Source organism: Kribbella sp., assembly GCF_035687465.1.
Lineage (GTDB): Bacteria > Actinomycetota > Actinomycetes > Propionibacteriales > Kribbellaceae > Kribbella.
The window spans coordinates 1-22,021 of sequence record NZ_DASRXP010000468.1 but is presented as its reverse complement, the minus strand read 5'-3'; the positions used below and the strand labels follow the sequence as shown (position 1 = coordinate 22,021).

Here is a 22,021-nt window from a genome sequence, read left to right as displayed (position 1 = left end):
GCAGCGCAGCGAGAACATGACTGAGCACGTGATCAGCGCGCTGGACGGCTTGGATGCCTTGAGCAACAAAGTACGCCGGAAGGTCGCCGGCCGACTCGGGTCGCTCGCCAATCACGTCAGTGATCAGATCCACCACGCGCTGGTGGATGATCTGGCGGGCGAACTGAGAGAGTCGACCGGCCACGGGCTGATCAGGCCGTTGGTGGTCGACGGTCAGCCGGTGGGCCATCTGCTGATCAAGACCGAAGTCAGATACCAGCAGGCGGAACCGGTCGGCGCGCAAAGTGAGGACCACTGGCAGGAACGCCTTCGGGTCGGGTTCAGCGGCAACTCCGGAGATCAGTCGAACAGTACGACGACCTCGGTGGCGGCAGGCGCCGGCGCCGGAGCGGCCGATGTCGGTGGCTCGGGGGTAGGGGTCGGGCCGTCCGTGCAGAGCAGTCGGAGTACTGCGCGCTCGGGTTCGCTGAGTGCGGGTGGTACGGCGATCCAGGTCGGCGTGCAGCGGTACACCGGACCGACGCAGGCCTATCGAGTCGTGCTCGACCATACGGTGACCATTGCGCTAGGCAACGATGTGGCCGAAGAGGTGAAGGCCAGTACCGAGGCGTTGCTGCGGTTCCAGGTGAATGATGCCTACCGCTACGGCCTTCCGGTGGATGCCACGGCTGTGGTCAAGGATGCCGATGGCAGGCCGGTCATCGAGAACGGCCGACAGGTGGTGCAAGGTGACCCGAGAACAGATCCCAGCCGCAAGCTCGAACTTCCTTCCTGGACGGGAATCGCGGCCGGCCAGCTAAGAGGTCCGGGGCCCTGGGCGGTGCAGGCGCTCACCGGTGGGGACGAGGCTCTCCCGGATGTCGCAAAGCATCTCAGCAAGCAGGGATACCTTCCGCCGTTGGACGCAAACGGCGAGCCCGATCTCACGAAGCTGTCGGAAGACCCGGTTGAGCGGCTGGGTCAGCTGCTCAATCTGACCGAGGTCCGGAACCAGTTCTCCGCGCTCCGCCTGGAGACGGGGTACGACATTGCAGTACAGACCGGGTTGCAGCTCACCCTGGTCCGGCCGCGGCTCGGGCACGCGACGGAGAGCATCACTTTGCGCATCGACATCGAGCCGGACTACTCCGCACACAAGGCGATCGGCGTCACCACCGACGAGGCGGTCGTCATCCTCAACATCGGATCGAACAGCACCGGTCGGTCCGGCGGCAGAGCGAAGTCACTGCCCTGGTCGGCCAAACTCGGCCTCAGCGGTGACGCGGCTGGTGGGCTTGGTGGCTCGACCGGTTTCTCGTACAGCAGGTCGTCGCTGGGCCGCGCTCTCAACTGGGTGACGGGCGGCACGGTCAACCAGGTGACGTTGGTGGAGAGCAAGTCCCCGGTCGCGGTGTTCGAGATCCCGCACAAGCTGACGGTCACGCAGTTGGACGATGGCAAGAAGATCTCCGTCCACAAAGGTACGCAGGGGACCGGTGCCCGCGTACTCATGGACAGCGACTTCCTGCCCTCCGACGAACCTTCGGCAACCACGAGTACGCCGTACAGGTCGGTCGACGGCCCGGTTGCCGCGAAGGTGCTCGACCGGGCGATTCTGCTGGGCCTGGATACCGGCAACTTGCTGGACTCACTGCCGCCGTCGATCCGGATGGACCACACCGCGTTGCGTCACCTCGCGTCGTTCCTCAATCCGAGGAGTCTGATGTCCCACCCGGGCTGGACCAGTACGCCGTACCGGACCCAGGTGGTCGTCCGTGGCGGCGTGGTGCCGGGGCAGGCGCGCGTCTCGCTGGTGGGCGAGATCCGGGATGTGGAACACGTCGGGGTGACCGATGGGGTGGCCGGCCACATCAATCTGTCGCTGAGCAGTCAGGGGATGACCAGCGCGACCTCCACCGGTAGCAGTTGGACAGGCTCGGCCGGAGGGGTCGGCGATCAAGCATCGGGCGGTGGGCTGGCCGGTCGTCGCTCGGAGAGCAGGGTCACGTCCACCAGCGTGGGACAGATCTGGGGTGCTGAACAGCTGACGATCGAGGTCGGCCGGCACTACGTCTTCAAGGCTTCGGTGGACTTCGACCTCCAGGTCAGCGACGGAACGGTCACAGGGAACGTGACCGGCGCCACCGAGTCGGTGCATGCGCCGGGGCAGACGGTGTTCCAAGTCCCGGAGCGCGACGCCCTGCGCTTCTACAGCGAGGGTGAGCTGGCGCTGCCGGTGCACATGGTCGCGGATGCTGTGGAGCGGTTTCTCAACGACAAGTTGTCCCTCGACCGCAAGACGTTGCCTGCGCTGTTGCGACGCTACCGGGCGGACCTGGCTGCGGCTGCACCTGCGCCGGCTTTGAGCGAGCGGCACACCCCCGAGGTGCTGACAGCCAAGGTTGCCGCCACAGTTGGGCCCCGGCCGACGCCGATGATGGTTACGGCCGCGGAGAAGCTGAACCTGGTGCTGGAGCGAGCGGTCGGCCTGGGCAAGATCCCGCAACTCGTGGCGCTGCCTGAGGACTACCGCACCTCACTCGGCGGCGACCCGGTCGAGAGCGTCACGCTGTCGGACGACGCAGAACTTCTGGACACGGTGACGGCGGTCGTGGAGTCGGCGGGAGTGCCGGTCGAGCAGGATCCTGTGCTGGCGACGAGCTTCTTCAGGGAACTGGGCGGCGCCCGGTGGTGGGGCCGGATCGACGACATGCTGAGTCCGGGTGGGCTCGTCCGGAGCTACCCGCTCACGCGGCCGGGCGGTGGTTCGCAGCAGAAGATCAGCGTGCGGATCAAGGCGAAGTTCGTCGACGGCACTGCCGAGAGCCTTGGCGAGACCCAGGAAGCGGGCGCCATCTCCCAGAGCTACCTCTACGAGTGGTTGCGCCGCTCGCAGGGCATCGGGCGGTCGATCGGCGGATCGGGAAATCTGGAAACCGGCCACGGCGGCTCCAGCACGCTGGGGACCGATCGAAGCGGAGGAGTCACGGCGGAAGTCGGTCACCAGTCGACCCGGCTGGAACGCATCGCCAGCTTCGCCAAGAGGGAACGGATCCGCCGCGTTCTGCAGCTGACGATCGAAGTGACCCTTGAGCAGCCCGACACTCACGGCCTGGTACGACGCGCCGTCGGCTGGGCTGGTGGTTCGCTGAACGAGCAAGAGGTCTTCCGTGCGGAGCTCCTCGGCGAGGTCGTCCAGCTCATTCCGGCGGCACTGGTCGATCACGGACACAACGCCGAAGCCGAGACGACTCCAGCCCAGCTGGTCGATCACCGTCGGCCGACCTTGCCCAGCAGCTACGTCGTCAAAAGTACGACGCCGTTCGGCCGGGGTAATCCGGTCAGCGACGAACTGCTCGACGCGGTCAGTAAGGTTCTCGCCCGCGCGGACCTGCTGAATCCGATCGGCGTACGGATGTATCGGGCCGAGCTGGCGAACCAGTTCTCGGCTTCCGCCCGGAACGCCACGTTCTCCCGGATGGCGACCGGGCAGGGTTACGCGATGACACCGCTGCCCGTGCCAGGGCACGCGAACCAGGTCGTCGAGGTCACGGTCGAAGCGAACGTCTCGGATGTCCAGCCGGTTACCGGCCCTCTCGGCGACACCGAGCTCGGTGAGGTCAACCGGAGCGAGTGGACGACCTCGACCGCGGTGTCGCTCGGCCGGCTGCTCCCGCTCAGCGGCGGACTGTCCACCAGCGGCGACGAGTCCAGTCAACTCAACGAGCTGGGTGTGAGTGGTGGCCTGTCGGCCGGCGAGCAGGTGTCGGACCGGGTCGGCGATCTCAACGGTGTGCGGCGGGAGCGGAGCAGGTTCGAGAAGGGGACCGTGGTGACGGCCCGGGTCCGCGTCAGCTACGACCTGACCGTCGAGCGGAAGAGCCTGAAGCGCGGGGGTGGCGAGTCGTCTCGCCGCGTCGTCCGGGTGCCGGGGGCAGCCACCGGTGAGGCCTCCTTGACGATGTTCCAGCACGAGTACGACGCGATGATCGCCCGGATGGAGCGAGGCGAGACGGTCACGACGCCTTGGACGGCAGACAATGCGGCGCCACCGGCGAAGCAGTACCTGACGGTCCGGCCGTGGGTAATCGCCGATCCGGCCGCTCCGTCGAAGGTGTTGACCGATGCGCTCACCCGTGCCCGCGAACAGCAGGTCGAGATCCTGCTGACCGTCACAGACCCCGATGGACGCATGCGCCACTACCAGGCCTTGCCGGACGGCAGCCTGCACGGCGACCCGGAGGACGGCGGATTCGCCGAGGCGTTCGCGACGCTGCACCCACGTCTGGCCGAACTGGCTGACGAGGCCGGTGTGAATCTCAGGAGCCTCTACAACTCGACCGGCAGCACGCTGCCGTTCACCACCGCGGTGGCCGCGGCGGTGGAGGCCGAGGGGTTGTCGGCCACGGTTCATCCGCAGCCGCTCTTCCCGCTGTCCAGGGGCGACCTGCCCGGCGAGGCGATCACGCCGGCCAGTGACCGTGGCTCCGCGGGAACGACCCTCGGCGCCATCGGCAGTGGAGGCAACGCGGCGAAACTCGGAGGATTCGTTGCCGATGATCCCGTTCAGGACCACGCGGTTCTCGCACAGCAGGTGAAGCGAGCGCTCGCAGACTCCGAGCTGCGCCCCTACGCCGGTGTCGTCGCGCTGTCTCCGATCGGTGACGGGATGGTGGTCGAGGTGACCACCAATACCGCCAAGACGATCGTGGTCCGCTTCACGGTTGGACCGGTCGCCGACGGCCACCCAGCGGCGTACCGGCTGACTGGCGGGACCGAGGACGCCGTCGTGACGGTGTCCGACCGGATCAAAGCGGAGGATTTGCGCAGGGCTATCGTGCACGAGATCCGCGAACTCTCCAGGCTCACGCCCGAAGGCGACTTCACCCCGCACGAGCAGGGCCGGATGGGGGAGATGCTCTACCTGGATCAAGAACTCGAGCTGCAGGAGCACTACGAAGGACACGATCCGGCCCGGCGGCGCCTCTACCAAGCGAAGATGCGGGAGCTGGTCGAGGAGCTCCGGCTGGCTGAGGATGCGGGCCGCAGGCAACAGTTGGAGCCGATGGTCCGGGACGTCGTCGAACGCCACGTCACCGAGCAGGCCGCCACCGGGCAGTTGTCGCCGTACGGCGGTCCGGTGCGGCTCGAGCAGGAGCAGGTGGAGCTCCACATCATGCCCAGGCACTCTGCTGGGTCGCCTGCGATGGGGACCAAGTTCCACCCGGACTTCGACTTCGACCAGTTGGGGCTCCTGGCGCAAGACGTGGTCGACCGGGCGCCGATCCCGATCGACCAGGACGCGGAGACCGGCTTTTCCGCCCATGAGTACGACTTCGGCCCGGGCGTTGTCATCGGCGAGAGCGGCACTGGTCGGGTCCGCGTCTGGGTGGATCCCACTGGTAGCGTCCGGACCGTGCACCCAGTGGACAGGTCGCGATGATCAGCTTCGGCTACCGCCTCACGGATCCGGCGACTCTTCAGGGCTGGGAACACGGTCACGATGTCGGTACGGCTGCCAAGTCCGACCTCTGGTGGTCCGGCTTTCCCGGCGACGTCAGTATCTCCGTCGGCGCGGACGAGATCAGCACCCGGTTCGGCTGGGTTCCGCTGCTGCACTTCGCCGCGTCGATCGTCGGGATCACGGAAGAACTGTCCCCGCCGGGGAGCAGCGCCGTTTACTCCTTCACGGAGGCAGACGAGCAACTGCGGTTCGATCGTGGGCGAGAGCTGATCCAGATCAGTGCGAGTTTCACCCCCGAGGTGGTGTCCACCTCACTGCCAGACCTGTCCCTCGCCGCTCGCGGGTTCGCGGCGCGGCTGGTGGACGAGTTGTCGGTGCGCTATCCCCGCTTGTCACAGAACCCGGCGATCACCGATTTGCTGGAACGATCAGCGGGCGAAGGCGTCTCTGGTCAGGAAGGCTAGTTGGGCGCGCTTCGGCGGCTTTTCGTACTGCGGGACGTCGGTCACCGGACCAAGCTCGAATCCACAGCGCTTGAGGCGATCGAGTGCCTTGTCGTTGCGTGCATCGGGCTCGACCACGAGGCGCGGATGGCCTTGCTGGATGAGCAGGAACTCGCCGATCGCCTGGAGCAGGTGACCGGTGAAGCCCCGGCGCGGCTCGCCCGCCGCCACCAGCAGGTGGGCACCGATGTCCCCGGCCTCAACAGGATAGGCCTCGCCGACCGGGTCAGCCTGCGGATCGTAGGTCTGCAGCAAAGCGACGGGTACTCCGTCGCGCTGCACCAGGTAGACGTGATGGGTGGGCAGCGAGTCCAGGAACTGGTAGATCCCGGCGACGCTCTCGCGTGATTCCCCACCCATGCCCCAGTACTGGGCGCGATCGGCCGAGACCCAGTCGTAGATCAGGTCGAGGTCACGCTCAGGATCCGAAGGGATGATCTGGACCGTACCGAAGCCGGGGACAGTCCTTTCGAAGGCGAGGTCTTCGGGGGTGAGCTTGTCCCACGCCGTTTCGATCGGGGCCAGGTCGCCGCGGAGGTAGAGGGGCAACTGGTTGTGGTGGAACGGGTCGCCCAGTACGCCGGAGGCGCCGAGCGGGACGATCCACCTGCTGTTCGAGCGATCGGCGAGATCCCAGGCGAAGCGGGCGGCCGAGCCACGGATACAGACGTCGGTGAGACCGGGCAGTGCCGAGGTGGACATCACGCAGTGGTGATCTCCTGAGAGCCCGAGGTCCAGTGGTTCCTCGTCCGGGGCGAACAGAGGGCCGCGCAGCTGATGCAGTGGTGAGAGTTGGTGGGTTTCGCCCCACGGTCCGCGGGGCTTCTTGGCCGTGACCTCCTCGAGGGCCTCGTGGGCCAGCCGGCTCAGGTCGAGCTCGGGCAGCAGGTCGGTGGTGAGCAGGTTCTCCAACGCGAAGGAGGTGTGCGTGAGCGTGTCCATCCAGGGCATGAACATCTCCGGGCAGCCGGAATCCTGGTCGAGCACAGCGATGCTCGGGTGCTCCGCGAGACGCCGGCTGAGCGCCTTCCGGACTGCGGCATAGGTGGAGGCGATGTTGCTGGTGGCATCCATTCGCCGGTCCCAGTCCTGCAGACGGGCTCGCAGTAACGCGGCCGGCGGGGAGAGTTCTTCCAACCCTGCCAGGAGATCCAGGATGCCGCCGGCTGAACCGAGCCAGGTGTCGGTGTGGATGGACGGCATGTCGGCGATGGTCCACGCGTCTCGCGAAGTCAGCAGCTCGCGGATGCGGTGGGATCGGTGTGGCGCCGCGAACTCGTCCCCCAGGTCCTTGGCCAGCTCACGGGCATTGGCCATCACGGCGTACCCGTCGACCGTTGCCCGAGGCATCGGCTCGTACCAGCCCTGCCACTCGTACTTGGCTTCCCAAGCCGGTACTACGCGCTGTTCGTTGTCCGGGTGTCTCGTCGGGACGATTCCGGCGGTCCGATGGAGCAGGCCGCCGGAGGTGTCCGCGGCCATCACCACGTTGACCGGCTCAGCCCAGTCGCTGAACGCCTCGTCCACGTCGGCGACAGTGGTTGCCCTCAGCAACTTAGGCAGCGCCTCGAACCCCAGCCGCCCAGTAACCCGAGGCGGATACCGCAGACTGGTCGCCTGCCCGAGTCCGCCAGCGCCGCCCTGTCCTGGCTCTCCGCCTCCGCCTTCCCTCTGGTCCGGGCCGCCGATGATGATCGGGCCGCGGGCGGTTTCGATCACCTCGATCTGCACCGGATCCTGGCCGGCGACCTCGATCACCTCGGTATGAACGGTCGCCGGCTGCCAGCCGTCCGGTCCGAGTGCCTCGACTCCGGACGAGGTGCGGCGGAGTTGTTCGCGGTAGAGGTCCTGGTAGTCCGCCATCGCGTTGGTGATCGCCCACGCGACCCCGCCGGTGTGCCCGAAGTGCGCGATCCCCGGAATCCCCGGAACCGCGAGCCCCACCACGTCGTACTCCGGGCACGACAACCGGAGTTGCTGGTAGATCCCCGGGCTCTCGATGTAGCGATGTGGATCGCCCGCGATGATCGCGGATCCCGTCACGGTGTGATCCCCGGGGATCAACCAGCCGTTGCTGCCCGCAGTACGGGGGCCTTCGGAGTTGAAGAGATCGGCGGCCGCCTCACCGAGGTGGTTGACGACGTGCTCGCGCCACAGCTTGCTGGGAAAGCCGGCGAACAGGATGTGGATGCCCATCCAGATGCCGAGCGGCGCCCACGGCTCCCACTCCTCGCGCGTCAGTCCCGTCGCCGCGAACTCCGGGGCGCGCTGGGCGCCGGTGGGCATCCCGTGGTTCACGCCGGCCACGTACGCCGAGATCCACTCGCGGGTGGGTTCGTCGAGGGCCTGGTAGCAGCGTTCGGCGGTCTCGCCGAGGCGGGCCTGACGGGCGAAGGTGTCCCAGCCGATCGCCTCGCGGCCGAGGAAGGCGGCGCTGGTGCCGAGGAAGCGGCGTCGCTCCAGCTCGAGTTGCCACGCGCGGTCACCAGCCGCGTTGAGGCCCTGGAGGTAGGCGAGCGCGAGCGGATCGCCGGCCCTCAAATGCGGGACACCCCAGATGTCCCGGAAGACCTTGGCGTTCACTCGCCGTCCCTTCATGGAGGCTCGGTAATTAGGTTAGGCTGCGCTAACTTACAAGTCAGCGTGTTGGGCCGCAATGCCCATTTTGACCGGTCTCGCCGACAGGAGGCAGTTGTGGGGCATGGTTGGGAAGGTGTGGTCCTCAAGCTGTTCCGGGGCAAGGACTTCAAGTTCACCGTGACGGGTGCCGAGCAGGTGACCGAACGCTATCGCCGCGTGCATTTCACCGACGGCGGCCTGCTGGAGGCGATCGGCATCCATCCGACGATGTGGGTGCGGTTCTGGTTCGACAATGCGGGCAAACCGCACCAGCGGGCGTACACGCTGGTCGACCCGGACGTGGCAGCCGGAACCTTCAGCGTCGAGTTCGCGCTGCATGACGGTTGCGCGTCCGACTGGTCCCGCAGGGCCGAGCCCGGTGACGTCATCGAGGCAACAGTCCAGGGCACCGGGTTCGACGTCCCCGACCCGTTGCCGGTCAGGATGCTGGTGATCGGTGATCCGGCCTCGCTGCCGGCGATCAACTCCTTGCTCGGGGTAGCGCCGGAGCTGTCGGCGACGATCTGGTTCGAGACCTCGCACGAGTCCGACCACGACCTTCCGTTGCGGCTGAACCCTGAGCACCACGACCTGCGGACGGTTCCCCGCAAGGACGACCAGCTGATCGCCGACGTGAAGGCCAACCTGCCGCGGTTGATCGGCGATCCGGGCGGCGCCTTCGTCTGGATCGCCTGCGACACGCAAACCACCCGCACCCTCACGTCGTACCTGCTGAAGGAGCTCAACCTGCCGAAGGAACGCGTAAAGGCCCTGGGCTACTGGCGCGCGGCCTGAAGGGCTGATCACTCGGTTCCGAAGGCCTCGAGGGCTCTGATCTTGTTGGTGACGTCTAGGGCGGCGACCTTGTAGGCCTCGGAGAGGGTCGGGTAGTTGAGGACGGTGTCGACCAGGTAGTCGACGGTGCCACCGCAGCCCATGATCGCCTGGCCGATGTGGACGAGGTCGGTCGCGTTGGTGCCGAACACGTGGACGCCGAGCAGGGTGCGGTTCTCGGTGGAAACCAGCAGTTTGAGCATGCCGTAGGTGTCGCCGAGGATCTGCCCACGGGCCAGCTCGCGGTAGCGGGAGACGCCCACCTCGTAAGGGACCGAGGAGCGGGTGAGCTCCTCCTCGGTTGCGCCGCAGTACGAGACCTCGGGGATCGTGTAGATGCCGATCGGCTGCAGCCCGGCCAGCTCACGGGCCGGTTCGCCGAACGCGTGGTACGCCGCGAGTCGGCCCTGGTCCATGCTGTTCGCCGCAAGCGCGGGGAAGCCGATCACATCGCCCACCGCGTAGATGTGCTCGACGCTGGTCCGGTAGTGCTCGTCCACCTTGATCCGGCCGCGGGAATCCGCCTCAAGGCCGGCGGCGGCCAGGTCCAGCTCGTCGGTGACGCCTTGCCGGCCGGCGGAGTACATCACCATCTCGGCGGGGATCCGCTTGCCGCTCGCGAGCGAGGTGACCGTGCCGCGGTCGGACACCTCGACCCGCTCGACCTCCTCGCCGAACCGGAAGGTGACGGCCTGGTCGCGGAGGTGGAACTTGAGCGACTCGACCACCTCGGGATCGCAGAACTCCAGCATCCGGTCCCGCTTCTCCACCACGGTGACCCGGGTGCCGAGCGCCGCGAACATCGACGCGTACTCGATCCCGATCACCCCGGCGCCGACCACCACCATCGAGCTCGGCACCTTCTCCAGTTTGAGAATCGCGTCCGAGTCGAGCACGTACCGGTCGTCGAACTCGATCTGCGGTGGTCGGGCGGGACTGGTGCCGGTGGCGATCACGATCTTCGCGGCCGTGATCGTACTGGTCTCGCCGCGCCCGGGTCCGGTGACCTTCAGGGTATTGGCGTCCAGGAAGCTCGCAGTACCGTGCAGCAGCTCCACGTGGTTGCGGAGCAGTTGGGAACGGACCACCTCGACCTCCCGGCCGACGACGTGCTGGGTCCGGGACATCAGGTCGGCGATGGTGATGTCCGACTTGACCCGGTAGCTCGCGCCGTACAGGTCGCGCAGCGCCATCCCGGTCAGATAGAGGACCGCCTCCCGCAAGGTCTTCGACGGGATGGTCCCGGTGTTCACACAGACCCCGCCGATCATCGAGCCGCGCTCCACCACCGCGACCGTCTTGCCGAGCTTGGCGCCCGCGATCGCCGCCTTCTGCCCACCCGGCCCGGAGCCGATCACCACGAGGTCGTAGTCGTACATCCGAGCTCCCAACAGCAGACAGCAGAACCAGTCCCCTCAGGCTCCCTGTCCAGCCACCCCCTAGCAAGGCACTCCCGAGGAATCCTCGAGGAACTTTGCACGACCCCGCAGCCGCACCCCGGAGCGCTCAGGGCACCGGCTGGGAAATGGCGAGATGGCGGTCCAGCCACAGGGGCCAGGGGCGAAGCTCCCCGGCGGCATCCGCCAAGGCGACCAGTACGCCGGGTGTGGTGCCCCGTTCGGCGGGTTGGTCAGCCAGCAGTTGCCTGATCAGGGGAGCGAGCAACGAGGGTGGGATCCCGGCTCTCGTCGCCGGCGGTTCGCCGGTCACCGCCTCGGCCAGAACCATTCCCAGACCGTAGAGGTCCATCGCGATCGAGACTGGTTCGCACGCCTCCTGCTCCGGCGCGACGTAGCCCGTCGTGCCGACCGGATGACCGGCCGGCTGCAACGAGCCGATCGGCCGCGCGGTCCCGAAATCGAGCAGGACCGGTCGCGCATCGCGGAGTACGACGTTCTCCGGCTTGAGGTCGAGGTGGGCCAGGCCCCGGGCGTGCAACGAGGTGACGGCCGGCAGCAGTTGGGCGCCGAGCAGGGCCGCATCCTCCGGATCGAGCGGGCCGTTCTCGTCGAGTTCCTCGTCCAGTGCCGGACCGTCGATGTATTCGACCAGGATGTGGGGGACCGGTTCGCCGGTACCGTCGCCCAGGAGCCGGGGCAGCGATGGATGGACGTTGCCCTGGAGTGCGGCCGTCTCCCGGCGCAGCGTGCGCACCGCTCGAGGATGGCTGACCTGGTGGGGGCGGGCGAGCTTCAGGACGGCGGGGCACCACAGACCGGGATTCCAGACCAGCCAGGTCTCGCACCGCATCCCGACGCCGAGGCGCTCGACGGCAAGATTTCCACCTGGCAGCTCGGAACCTTCCACGAACTCCCAGACGGCCAGGCCGTCCTCGGCATCGAGCTGTTCCACTTCTGCCTCCTCCGAGTGGAGACCGTCGACAGCCGAGAATCCCTCGGCGGCCGACGGTCTGCTGAACCTCAGCAGCCTCTGCTACGGCTACGACTGCGGCTACAGCTGCGACTCCAGCTGCGCGACTTGCTACCGCGCCTGCGGCGATGCTTCCGGCCGTGTCTGCCGTGCATCATCGGTTCGATCCGAGGCATGGTGTTCACCCCCCTTCCTTGCTGGTGGAGATCTTGATCGGTCGGTCGGCCGACGGGCGGGCCAGTGTCACGACCCGGTCGGCAATGGCGGCCAGGCCGCGGTCATGGGTGACGAGCAGCACGGTGCGATGCGACGTGGCGAACCGGATCGCCTCGACCACCGCAGCGGCCGACCGGGGATCGAGCGATGCCGTCGGCTCGTCCAGCAGCAGCATCGGTGCTGTTGACACGGCTGCCCGGGCGATGGCGATCCGACGGCGCTGGCCACCGGACAGCCGGACGCCGCTCTCCCCCAGTGAGGTGTCATAGCCCTGTGGCAACCGGCCGATAAACTCGTCCACCTGTGCTGTTCGGCCGGCCTCGAGTACGTCGGCGCGGGTGGCCGCCGGGTTGCCGAAGGCAATGTTCTCCGCGACTGTTGCATCGAGCAACCAGGGATCCTGCGGTACATAGGCGAACCGGTTCCGCACGGTGCGCTGGTCGCAGTACCGGACGTTCACCCCATCGATCAGGACCCGGCCGGTGTTGACCTCGTACAGCCGGAGCAGGAGGTGGAGGACCGTGCTCTTGCCGATGCCACTCGGGCCGATCAGGCAGACGGTCTCGCCAGCGGCGATCCGCAGGTTGAAGTCGTCCAGGACCGGTTGTTCCGGCTCGTAGCGGAAACCAACCTTCTCGAACCGGACGTCCTGAGTGAGCGCCGGCGCGGTCCAGGCACCGGGCTTGTCGGTCACGGCCTCGTCGCACTCCAGCACGTCCTGCACCCTGGTCGCGCTGGCACCGGCCTTGGCCAGTACGGCCGACAGCCGGGTCAGTCCGCGGACCGGCGAGTAGAGGTCGCGCAGGTAAGCGGTCACGACCAGGAGTTCGCCGACACTCATCGCACCGTCCAGCACCTGCAGGCCGCCGACGACGAGGACCAGCGCGGACCCGATCGACAGCAGGACGTCGGCCATCGGGGTCCAGCGGGCGTCCACCCTGATCGCGCGCAGTTCGACATCGAGCACGGACTGGTTGCGTTCGCCGTACGCCGCCATGGCGTGATCAGTCCGGGCGAACGCCTGCACGGCCCGGACGTTGCGCAACAGATCGGTCGTTGCCCCAGCCATCCGGCCTGACTCCGCCCTGGCGTCCTGCTGCACGGCCCGGATCCGTGCGCGCTGGCGCACGGCCAGTGCGGCCAGGAGGGGGATGACCAGCAGGCCGATCAGCAGCAGGCCGGGGTCGAACGCCAGGAGGAGTACGAGGACGCTCACCAGCATCACCGCGTCGGGCAGGAAGGAAGTCGCGATCGCGATGACGCCGTCCAGGACCCGGCCGACGTCAGTGGTCAGCCGGGACAGCAGTTCACCGCTGCGCATCCGGTCGTGCCACCGCAGTGAGCGGGTCATCGTGCGCTCGAACATCGTGGCCCGGAGGTCCGCGCCGATCCGTTCGGCCGCGCCCTCGGCCAGCCGCAGGCTGACCATGTCGAGCAGGCCGTTGACCGTCGTGAGGAAGACAGTCGCGACGGCTGCCAGTATCAGCAATTCCGCAGGTTCGATCCCTGCCAGGAATTCGAGACGCCCCGTCACCGATTTTCCACCCAGTGCATAGTCCACCGCGATTGCCAGTGGCCAGGGACGCAGCAATTGCAGGCCGACCTGCAGGACGACGATGCCGGCCGCACCACCCAGCGCCAGGGAGTGCGGACGGGCTGAGGGGCCCGCGACACTGAGGCAGAGCGGCCATTTCATGATTCAACCGTCGTCGCGTCATCACCATTGCGCCATTGCACTTTTGTGCTAGTACCACCCATTTTCATTGCTTTCTGTGAGCACTCAACCACGGTGAAAGTCTGGATACCTCAGGGACTGCTTACTCCGCACAGACAGGCCTATGATCCGAAAGGAGGGGCATTCGGGGGAGTGGAAATGGGGACACTTTGGGGGAAGTCTCGCCGTCCGGCGAGAGTGGATCGTGAGGCCGCCGGCCTGCTGATCCGCTTCGCGGTCGCGGCGCTGGTGATGTTGATCGTGCTGACCGCTCTGGTCGGTCTCGTCGGCTGGCAGGCCGGAACGGCGCAAGCGGTCCAGTCGGCGCGTCAGGCAACGTTCGCGACTGCCCGGGAGGTTGTGGAGCCCCGGCTGGATTCCGGGGTCATCACCAGTGAGCGGTCCGCACTGTCCGCATTCGACCAGGCGATCCGCCGCTACGTGATCAAGGGCGACCTGCTCCGGGTGAAGGTCTGGGACGCGCAGGGGCGGATCGTCTACTCCGACGAGCCGCGTCTGATCGGCGCCCGCTTCCCGCTCGGGCCTGGACAGAGCGAGGCGCTCCGTTCCCGCAGCAGCCAGTCCGAGGTGAGCGATCTCGATCATTCCGAGAACCTGTTCGAGACGTCCGACAGCAAACTGCTCGAGGTGTACGTCGGAGTGCAGGCATTGACCGGGGAACGCCTGCTGTTCGAGGCCTACTTCAGCTATCGGCAGGTCACGGAGGCAGGTCAGGCCGTCCTGCGTCGGTTGGCGGCGCCCGCGATCGGCGCGCTGCTGGTCCTCGTGCTGGCGCTGTGCCCGGTGGCGTGGCTGCTGGTCGGACGGAACCGGCGTCAGCAGCGCGAGCGGCAGCGCCTGCGCCGGCACGCCGCGCTGGCGTGCGACCTGGAGCGGCGCCGGCTGGCCGGTGAGTTGCACGACGGGGTGGTGCAGGACCTCGCTGGCATCAACTACGCGCTGGAGCGGCTGCGGCTCGGTGGCGTGTCCCCTGAACAGCGCGACCACGTGATCGCCGAGAGCACTTCCCGGCTGCGGGGCAGCATCGGAACTCTCCGGACCCTGCTGGTCGACCTCTATCCGGAGAACCTCGCCGAGGTGGGGCTCGGCTGTGCCCTGGCCGGCTTGGCGGAGGAACTCGAACGAGCCGGTATGGACGTCCGGCTCGAGACCGCCGAGGCGGAGGGCCTGCCGCCGGCCGCCACAGCGCTGATCTTCCGCGCGGCCCAGGAAGCCGTCCGGAATGTGGCGACCCACAGCGGTGCCCGGGAAGTGGTGATCAGGGCAGGATGCAGGGACGGACAGGCAACGCTTGTCGTCGATGACGACGGGCAGGGTTTCGACGAGGCCCGGCTCCTGGAAGGGATCAGCAGCGGACACTTCGGCCTGCGATCGACCAGCGATCTGATGGCAGCCTCCGGTGGCAGCCTGCGGGTCCGGGCTGTGCCTGGCCGGGGTACCAGCGTGACGGTCGAGGTCCCGGTCGGATGATCCGCGTGCTCGTCGTCGATGACCACGAGATCGTGCGGAAGGGGCTGTGCCAGTTGCTGGCCACGACCGAGGATCTCGAACCGGTCGGGAGCGCGACCAATGGCGAACAAGCCGTCGTGATGGCAGCCGAACTGCGTCCCGACGTCGTCCTGATGGATCTGTCGATGCCGGGCACGGACGGGATCGCCGCAACCCGGCGCATCGTCGCGGACAACCCTCACATCCACGTACTCGTGCTGACCTTGTTCAGCGACCGCAGCCTGATCCTGGCCGCCCTCGATGCCGGTGCGGAGGGATATCTGCTCAAGAACACCGCCACCGAGGCGATCTTCGGAGGGATCCGGCAGGTGGTCGTCGGCGGCTCGCCGCTGGACCCGAAGGCGGCTCGGGAGTTGCTCACCAGCAGGCGGGCGCGGCCCGAGGAGATCACCTTCACCGCCCGGGAGCAGGAAGTGCTCGAGATGCTCCGGGCCGGCCTGCCCAACAGGGCGATCGCCCGTCGGCTCGGCATCACCGAGAGGACCGTGAAAGCCCACCTGACCAGCATCTTCCACCGCCTGGGCGTCGCCGACCGGACCCAGGCCGCGCTCTGGGCCCAGCGGCACGAACCGAATCCTCGGGGCCAGTGATCCTAGGTTCAAAGCCCAGCAGCAGATCGGCGGGTGGGTGTCAGCCGGCGCCGAGGGTGGACTCGTGGAGGTCGTGCATCGGCGCAGGCAGGGATCAGACGGCGGGCTTGTCCGGGGCGGGGTCGGGGTGCGGAGGACGGCGGGGTGGGTTGGGCTGGGGACCCGCGGAGGTTGCGCCGGGACGGTCCAGGCCGTCCAGGTCGCCGTCGGTCAGGTCGATCCCGTCCTCGGTGAGGACCTCGTCGATCTCCACCTCCTCCGCCTTGTGTCCGGGGTGCGGCAGGCCTGGTCTGTCGAAGCTCATCGTTCGTCCTCCGGCTCGGGATGCGGGCGCGTCTCCAGTTAACCGTGTCGCACCGACAGTTGCCGGGTTTGCGGTGCCGCAGTCGCGGCGTGACGGTCGGTGACACAGACCCGCCGCCTGCCTGGGTAGCTCGGCGGTCAGCGGGTTGCTGGTGGGCGGCGACGGAGAGTGGGGTCGGTGAGGCTGACGGGGGACCAGGCGCCGTCCGGGTGGTAGAGGTTCGTACCGGGTGGGACGATCTCGTCGATGCGGTCGAGGGTGTCGTCGTCGAGAGTGAGGTCGGCACCCTTGAGCAGGCCGTCGAGCTGGTCCATCGTGCGCGGTCCGCTGATCACCGAGGTGACGGCCGGATGCGCGACGACGAAGGCCAACGCCAGTTCGGGCAGCGAGCATCCGATGCCGTCGGCAACTTCCACCAACTGCTCGACCGCGTCGTACTTGGCCGCGTTCCCAGGGATCGAAGGGTCGAACCGGAACGGGGTGATGGCCGCCCGTCCGCTGGTCAGGTCGACCGGCTGGTCCTTGCGGATCTTGCCGGACAGGAACCCGGAAGCGAGCGGGCTCCACGTCAGCACACCCATGCCGAGCCGCCGGCAGGTCGGTAGGACCGAGCGCTCGATGCCGCGCGCCATCAGCGAATACGGCGGCTGCTCGGTGCGGAACTTGCCGAGGCCGCGCCGCTCGGCGACGTGGTACGCCTCGACGATGTCCTCGGCCGGGAAGGTCGAGCAGCCGAAGGCGCGGATCTTGCCCTGGCTGACCAGGTCGGTCAGCACCGACAGCGTCTCCTCGATGTCGGTGTCATAGTCCGGCCGGTGCACCTGGTAGAGATCGATCCAGTCGGTGTCGAGTCGGCGCAGGCTCTCCTCGACCTCCTTGATGATCCAGCGCCGCGAGTTGCCGCTGCGGTTGCGGCCCTCGCCCATCTGGAAATGCACCTTGGTGGCGAGGACGACGTCGTCACGCCGCCCCTTCAGCGCCTTGCCGACGATCTCCTCGGACTCGCCGGCGGAGTACATGTCGGCGGTGTCGACGAAGTTGATGCCCTGGTCCAGCGCGGCATGGATGATGCGGGCACTGTCCTCGTGGTCGGGATTGCCGACAGCACCGAACATCATGGTGCCAAGGCAGTGCACGCTGACCTCGATACCAGTCCCGCCGAGTGTGCGGTAGCGCATGGTGAGAGCTCCTAGCTTCGTGATGTCCCACGAACCTAGGAGCTAGACCACTCTCTAGGTCAAGCGCGCTGGGCGGTGAGGAGCAGTCGTCCGTCGCCGAGGGTGTACGGGCTGCCGTCCGGGTCGCTGAAGAGTTCCAGGTTGATGAAGCCGGCCTCGGTGAGGAGGTGTCTGATGTGCGCGACCGTGTAGAGGTGATGAACGGCGGTGACGTCCACTGCCTCGGTGCCACGGCTGAACCGGTAGTGGCTGAGCAGGCGGCTGTTGGTCACGTCGTACTCGGTGGTTCCCGTCATGGTGATGTCGCCCGCGACCATCGTGCGCGGCTCGGATTTGTAGCCGGGCAGTACTGATTCGGCCGCGGTGTTGATGTCGAGCATCAGTCCACCACCAGCCCGTACTGCGCTCGCGAGGGTGGCCGCGAGCTCCTCGGTGCCGGGCAGATCGAGATAGCCGAAGCTGTTGCCGAGGCAGACGACAGCGTCGAAGGCGGTATCGCGGGGGATCTCGCGCATCTCGGCTACGCCCAGCTCGACGTCGAGACCTTGGTCGGCAGCAGACGCTTTAGCGAACGCGATGGCCTCCGGCGAGATGTCGTAGCCGGTGACGAGATAGCCCTTTCGGGCAAAGATCAGCGTGTGGCGTCCACTGCCACAAGGCAGGTCGAGGATCCGCGCGCCCGGCGTGAGTCCGAGTTGCCGTTCGGCGAAGTCGATCTCGGCTTCAGTGGCGTCGGGCGGGATGGCCTGCCGCCAGAACTCGTTCGGCAGCTCGGTGAAGAAGTCCTCGTACCAGGTGGGTGAAACAGTGGAAGACAAGGGGAACCTCTCTGCCGGCTTTTGAGACTAGCAGCGGGGCGACCGCCGATCGAACGAGAATTGAGCCACGTATTCACCATCAGGGAGCTGACTCCATGACCTCTGTCTCGGACTACGCCGACCTCTGGGAGCCGCAGCCCGGCTGGCTCAACACAGCGTCGTACGGGCTGCCGCCGCGCCCTGCCTGGGAGGCGTTGCAGGCGGCGCTGGGGGACTGGCGGGTGGGCGCCACCAGTTGGGAGCCGTGGGACGAGTCCACTGGCCGTGCGCGGGAGTCGTTCGCCAGACTGGTGGGTGCGGACGCGGCGGACGTGTTCGTCGGCAGCACGGTGTCGGCGGCGGTGGCGCCGATCGCGGCGGCGCTGCCGGACGGCGCGAAGGTGCTGACCGACGACATCGAGTTCACCTCGAATGTCTTCCCCTGGATGGTGCACGCCGATCGTGGTGTCCAGGTCGTCTCGGCGCCGACCGAGCACCTGCTCGACGCCATCAAGCCCGGCCTCGACCTGGTCGCCGTGAGTGCTGTGCAGTCGGCCAGCGGGGCGGTGCTCGACCTCGCCGAAGTGGTTGCCGCGAGCAAGGAGGTCGGGGCGCTGGTGGTGATCGACGCCAGCCAGGCCGTCGGCTGGCTGCCGATCGACGTGAGTGGCGTGGACGCACTGATCGCGCACACCTACAAATGGATGATGACGCCACGCGGCGCCACCCTCGGCTACCTCTCGCCTGAACTCCAGGAGCGCCTCCGCCCATCCAACGCAGGCTGGTACGCCGGACGCGAAGTGGCCACGTCGTACTACGGAACCGCGATGGAGCTGGCTCCGGACGCGCGAAGGTTCGACCAGTCGCCCGCGTGGTTCAGTTACGTCGCCGCCGCCGAGTCGCTGGAGTTGATCGAGAAGATCGGTGTCGAGACGATCCAGCAGCACAACGTGGCCCTGGCCAATGAGTTCCGCTCGGGCCTCGGGATGGCACCGAGCGACTCGGCGATCGTCAGTGCGGCCGTTCCCGGGGCGGACGAGGCTTTCGCGGCGGCGGGAGTCCGGGCTGCGGCTCGTGGAGGGAAGCTGCGGGTCTCTTTCCATGTCTACTCGACCAGCGCAGACGTCCAGCTTGCGCTCGAGGCACTGGACGGTCTTCAGGCTACCTAGAGCCGGCTCTAGGTTCCGGGCTATTCTGACGGCCATGACGGACGGACTGAGTATCGGGCAGGTCGCGGAGCGGACCGGGCTGAGCGTGCACGCGCTGCGCTTCTACGAACGCGAGGGAATCCTGGCGGATCCGGTCCGCCGCGAGTCGAACGGGCGGCGCATCTACACCGAGGACGACGTCGACTGGCTGCAGATGTGTGTCCGGTTCCGCTCGTCCGGGATGCCGCTGGAAACGATCCGTCGCTACACCGACCTGGTCCGCCAGGGGCCGGGTAACGAGCGTGACCGGCTCGCGCTGCTACAGAGCCACCAGCAGCACATCCGGACCCAGCTCGAGGAACTCACCGAGTGCCTGAACGTGATCACCTACAAGGTCGACTACTACAGCGAGGCGGTCGCCAGCGGTACGGCCGAGGGCTTGTGGGTCGGCGGATCCGGCGCCGGCACTCAGCAGGCCGCTGCCGCCAATCAGTAGCGCGGTTCCGCGGCACGGCGATACTGACGGACGACACGGAAGAGCATGGAGGGGGAGAACAACGACTCCGGCTTGGACAGGAAGTTCGCCACGTCGAGGAACCGTCGCCCGACCACTGCGTCGACCGATGCGACCCGGAGCAGCCGGCCCAGGTAGGCATTGATCAGCGCACCGCTCCGGGTCCGCTCGCCGACCACGTCGGGGAAGCGGAGATCACCGCCGACGGACATGCTCCAGGCCTGGTCGACGAACTTCGTGACGCCGTCGAAGTACCGCTTGGTCAACTGGTCCTGGCCCGCCTCCAGGCAGGTCCCGAACCACTGCGCCGCCAGTGCCGCCAGCGTCATGCCCTGCCCGTAGACCGGGTTGACGAAGCAGAGCGAATCCCCGATCGCGATGAATCCTTCGGGCAGCCGCGCGGCCTTCTCATACCGGCGCCGGACGCTCGAACCGACGCGGAAACCGGCGGCCTCGGTGAGCGATTCGGCCTTGCGAACCAGGCGATGCAGCTCCGGCCCGTCCACCCGCGCCGCGTGGTCCTCGAACGCGCCGGACTCCGTCGGCGGCGGGTTGTCCTGCATCCCGATCAAGGTGACGATCCAGCGATCGCCCTCCATCGCGGCCGTCCCGGTCCCGAACCGGTTGTCCGGATGCAGTCCGCTGACGATCCCCACGAAGTCTTCCGCACCAGGCTCCCGCCGATACTCCCTGCTGCTGTAGACGATTCCCGCCTGTACTACGTCCTCCGGCGGCGCGGCGTACCCGAGTTCCGCGAGCCAGGTAGGCCCCCGATTGCTCCTGCCCGTGGCGTCCACCACGAGGTCGGCCGCGAGTTCACCCTCAGGCGTCCGTACTCCGGTCAACCGGTCACCGTCGATCAGCAGTCCTTCGACCGGGGTATTCGCCGTCGCCACAATCCCGGAGAGTTCGCCGACCTTGTGCCGTAGTACGGACTCGATCAGCGGACGGCTGGCCAGGATCCCGGCCAGGGTCGACGGGGCCCGCTTGAGCAGGTGGCGGTCGTTGTACCAGAGCACGTCAGCGTGCTGATCGTTCACCACCGCACCCCGCGCGACCATCTCGGCACGGAACCCAGGTACCAGATCCTCGAACAACTCGTTGCCCCGAGCAAGCAGTGCATGGGCGTGCCGTCCCTGCGGAACCGCCTTGCGAACCACGGCCTCAGTCGGCAACTCGTCCCGATCCAGCACGACGACCTCATCGAACCACCGCCGCAGAACAGCCGCAGTCAGCAACCCCGCGATACTCCCACCCACCACAACTGCCCGCTCGTTCCCCATCCCTCCATCGTGAGCCCGGCCTCGCCTCGACCGCTCGCCCAAACGGGCACCACCCAGTCCCCTTCCCACAGCACCCCCGGCCCACCCACCCACCCACGCCGTACGCCGACGCCGGTACGGCGGTACGCCAGGCGCGGGTGGTTCAGGGGTTCAGAGGTGTGGGTGGTTCGCGGGTTCATAGGTGGACGTGGTTCGTTGGTCGGTAGGTGTGGGTGGTTCGCGTCGCCGGGCTGCGTGATGGTGCTGGTCGCGGTGAGGTGAGTCAAGGGCGCCTTTGGCGTCGCCTTCGGCGATCGAACAAGTTCGACCCTTGACACACCTCACCGCGACCAGGGAAGACGCAGCTACGCCCGGAGCCGCTGACAAGTACGGCCACAGTCCAGGTGATCCCATTGCTCCGGCAACCGGCAAACCCCCCACCTACGGCACACCCGCGAGCCCGACACGCACCACCTGGCGGACCCACCGGTGAACCGCCCCGGCCGATAGCGGCCTGTACGACCGATACCGCCCTGTAGACCGGCATCGGTCCAACGACTCGGCAGCGGGCTGCTCGCCGGCTGGGCCGGTAGCGGGTTGTTCGACCGATAGCGCCCAGTAGCCCGGCATCGGTCGAACGGCCCGGCACCGGCCTTCTCCCGCGGATCACGGCGCCCAATCCGAGGGGTTACCCACTCAGATTGTTGGTTACCCCCCGAGAATCTCAGGTGGTAACCAACAAGCTCAGTGGTCAACCCCCGGCTCACACCTCGAACGCATCACCCGGGCCGACGGAACCACCAGACGCAGCTCACACCATGCGCCGGAACCACCCGGGCGGACGGACTCCCCTGGATGCGGCTCACACGTCAGCGCGGATCCGCGTAGCTGCGTCCTTCCCTGGTCGACGTGGTGGGTGTCAAGGGTCGAACTTGTTCGAGCCCGAAGGGCCGCGAAGCGCCCTTGATACCCAGTACGTCGACTAGCACACTCCCGCAG

General features: G+C 67.5%; 15 protein-coding genes. 7 read left to right on the top strand and 8 right to left on the bottom strand.

Going from position 1 to position 22,021, the window contains the following annotated elements; genetic code table 11:
* Positions 1 to 16: 16 nt before the first annotated feature.
* Positions 17 to 5,422 (top strand): PAS domain-containing protein, encoded by a 5,406-nt coding sequence (locus VFG33_RS24565; protein WP_325055301.1) that lies wholly within the window; start codon positions 17 to 19, stop codon positions 5,420 to 5,422.
* Entirely contained in the window at positions 5,419 to 5,907 is a 489-nt protein-coding gene (locus tag VFG33_RS24560; RefSeq protein WP_325055300.1) for a hypothetical protein, read from the top strand. The genes VFG33_RS24565 and VFG33_RS24560 overlap by 4 nt, the downstream gene beginning before the upstream one ends.
* Here VFG33_RS24560 and VFG33_RS24555 read toward each other — a convergent pair.
* Entirely contained in the window at positions 5,872 to 8,544 is a 2,673-nt protein-coding gene (locus tag VFG33_RS24555) for a GNAT family N-acetyltransferase (protein ID WP_325055299.1), read from the bottom strand. The genes VFG33_RS24560 and VFG33_RS24555 overlap by 36 nt on opposite strands.
* A 96-nt stretch (positions 8,545 to 8,640) precedes the next feature.
* On the opposite strand from VFG33_RS24555, the gene VFG33_RS24550 reads away from it, so the two are divergent.
* Entirely contained in the window at positions 8,641 to 9,360 is a 720-nt protein-coding gene (locus tag VFG33_RS24550; protein WP_325055298.1) for a siderophore-interacting protein, read from the top strand.
* An 8-nt stretch (positions 9,361 to 9,368) separates the two neighbouring features.
* On the opposite strand, the gene sthA is transcribed toward VFG33_RS24550, so the two are convergent.
* From sthA to VFG33_RS24535, 3 genes are all read right to left on the bottom strand, one after another.
* Positions 9,369 to 10,778: a Si-specific NAD(P)(+) transhydrogenase gene (gene sthA / locus VFG33_RS24545; RefSeq protein ID WP_325055297.1), complete on the bottom strand. Its 1,410-nt coding sequence runs from the start codon at positions 10,776 to 10,778 to the stop codon at positions 9,369 to 9,371.
* Between the two features lie 127 nt (positions 10,779 to 10,905).
* Positions 10,906 to 11,751 (bottom strand): serine/threonine-protein kinase, encoded by an 846-nt coding sequence (locus VFG33_RS24540; RefSeq protein WP_325055296.1) that lies wholly within the window; start codon positions 11,749 to 11,751, stop codon positions 10,906 to 10,908.
* 199 nt (positions 11,752 to 11,950) lie between these two features.
* Complete coding sequence (locus tag VFG33_RS24535; RefSeq protein WP_325055295.1) at positions 11,951 to 13,681, bottom strand: ABC transporter ATP-binding protein; 1,731 nt, start codon at positions 13,679 to 13,681, stop codon at positions 11,951 to 11,953.
* Positions 13,682 to 13,858: 177 nt separating this feature from the next.
* Here VFG33_RS24535 and VFG33_RS24530 point away from each other — a divergent pair, with 177 nt between their 5' ends.
* On the top strand, positions 13,859 to 15,190 hold the full coding sequence (locus tag VFG33_RS24530; RefSeq protein WP_325055294.1) for a sensor histidine kinase: 1,332 nt from the start codon (positions 13,859 to 13,861) through the stop codon (positions 15,188 to 15,190).
* A complete protein-coding gene (locus VFG33_RS24525) occupies positions 15,187 to 15,819 on the top strand; it encodes a response regulator (RefSeq protein ID WP_325055293.1) in 633 nt (210 codons plus the stop codon). The genes VFG33_RS24530 and VFG33_RS24525 overlap by 4 nt, the downstream gene beginning before the upstream one ends.
* Positions 15,820 to 15,913: 94 nt before the next feature.
* On the opposite strand, the gene VFG33_RS24520 is transcribed toward VFG33_RS24525, so the two are convergent.
* From VFG33_RS24520 to VFG33_RS24510, 3 genes are all read right to left on the bottom strand, one after another.
* Positions 15,914 to 16,123 (bottom strand): hypothetical protein, encoded by a 210-nt coding sequence (locus tag VFG33_RS24520; RefSeq protein ID WP_325055292.1) that lies wholly within the window; start codon positions 16,121 to 16,123, stop codon positions 15,914 to 15,916.
* 137 nt (positions 16,124 to 16,260) lie between these two features.
* Positions 16,261 to 17,301, bottom strand: coding sequence for an aldo/keto reductase (locus tag VFG33_RS24515; RefSeq protein ID WP_325055291.1), 1,041 nt, complete (start codon positions 17,299 to 17,301; stop codon positions 16,261 to 16,263).
* A 59-nt stretch (positions 17,302 to 17,360) separates the two neighbouring features.
* The gene (locus tag VFG33_RS24510; RefSeq protein ID WP_325055290.1) at positions 17,361 to 18,119 is read right to left on the bottom strand and encodes an SAM-dependent methyltransferase; all 759 of its coding nucleotides are present in this window, start codon (positions 18,117 to 18,119) and stop codon (positions 17,361 to 17,363) included.
* 95 nt (positions 18,120 to 18,214) lie between these two features.
* Between VFG33_RS24510 and VFG33_RS24505 the strand changes: the two genes are divergently transcribed.
* Both VFG33_RS24505 and VFG33_RS24500 read left to right on the top strand, forming a co-directional pair.
* Complete coding sequence (locus VFG33_RS24505) at positions 18,215 to 19,267, top strand: aminotransferase class V-fold PLP-dependent enzyme (RefSeq protein WP_325055289.1); 1,053 nt, start codon at positions 18,215 to 18,217, stop codon at positions 19,265 to 19,267.
* Between the two features lie 34 nt (positions 19,268 to 19,301).
* Positions 19,302 to 19,742 (top strand): MerR family transcriptional regulator, encoded by a 441-nt coding sequence (locus tag VFG33_RS24500; protein WP_325055288.1) that lies wholly within the window; start codon positions 19,302 to 19,304, stop codon positions 19,740 to 19,742.
* On the opposite strand, the gene VFG33_RS24495 is transcribed toward VFG33_RS24500, so the two are convergent.
* Positions 19,736 to 21,043 (bottom strand): NAD(P)/FAD-dependent oxidoreductase, encoded by a 1,308-nt coding sequence (locus tag VFG33_RS24495; RefSeq protein ID WP_325055287.1) that lies wholly within the window; start codon positions 21,041 to 21,043, stop codon positions 19,736 to 19,738. The genes VFG33_RS24500 and VFG33_RS24495 overlap by 7 nt on opposite strands.
* Between the last annotated feature and the right edge of the window lie 978 nt (positions 21,044 to 22,021).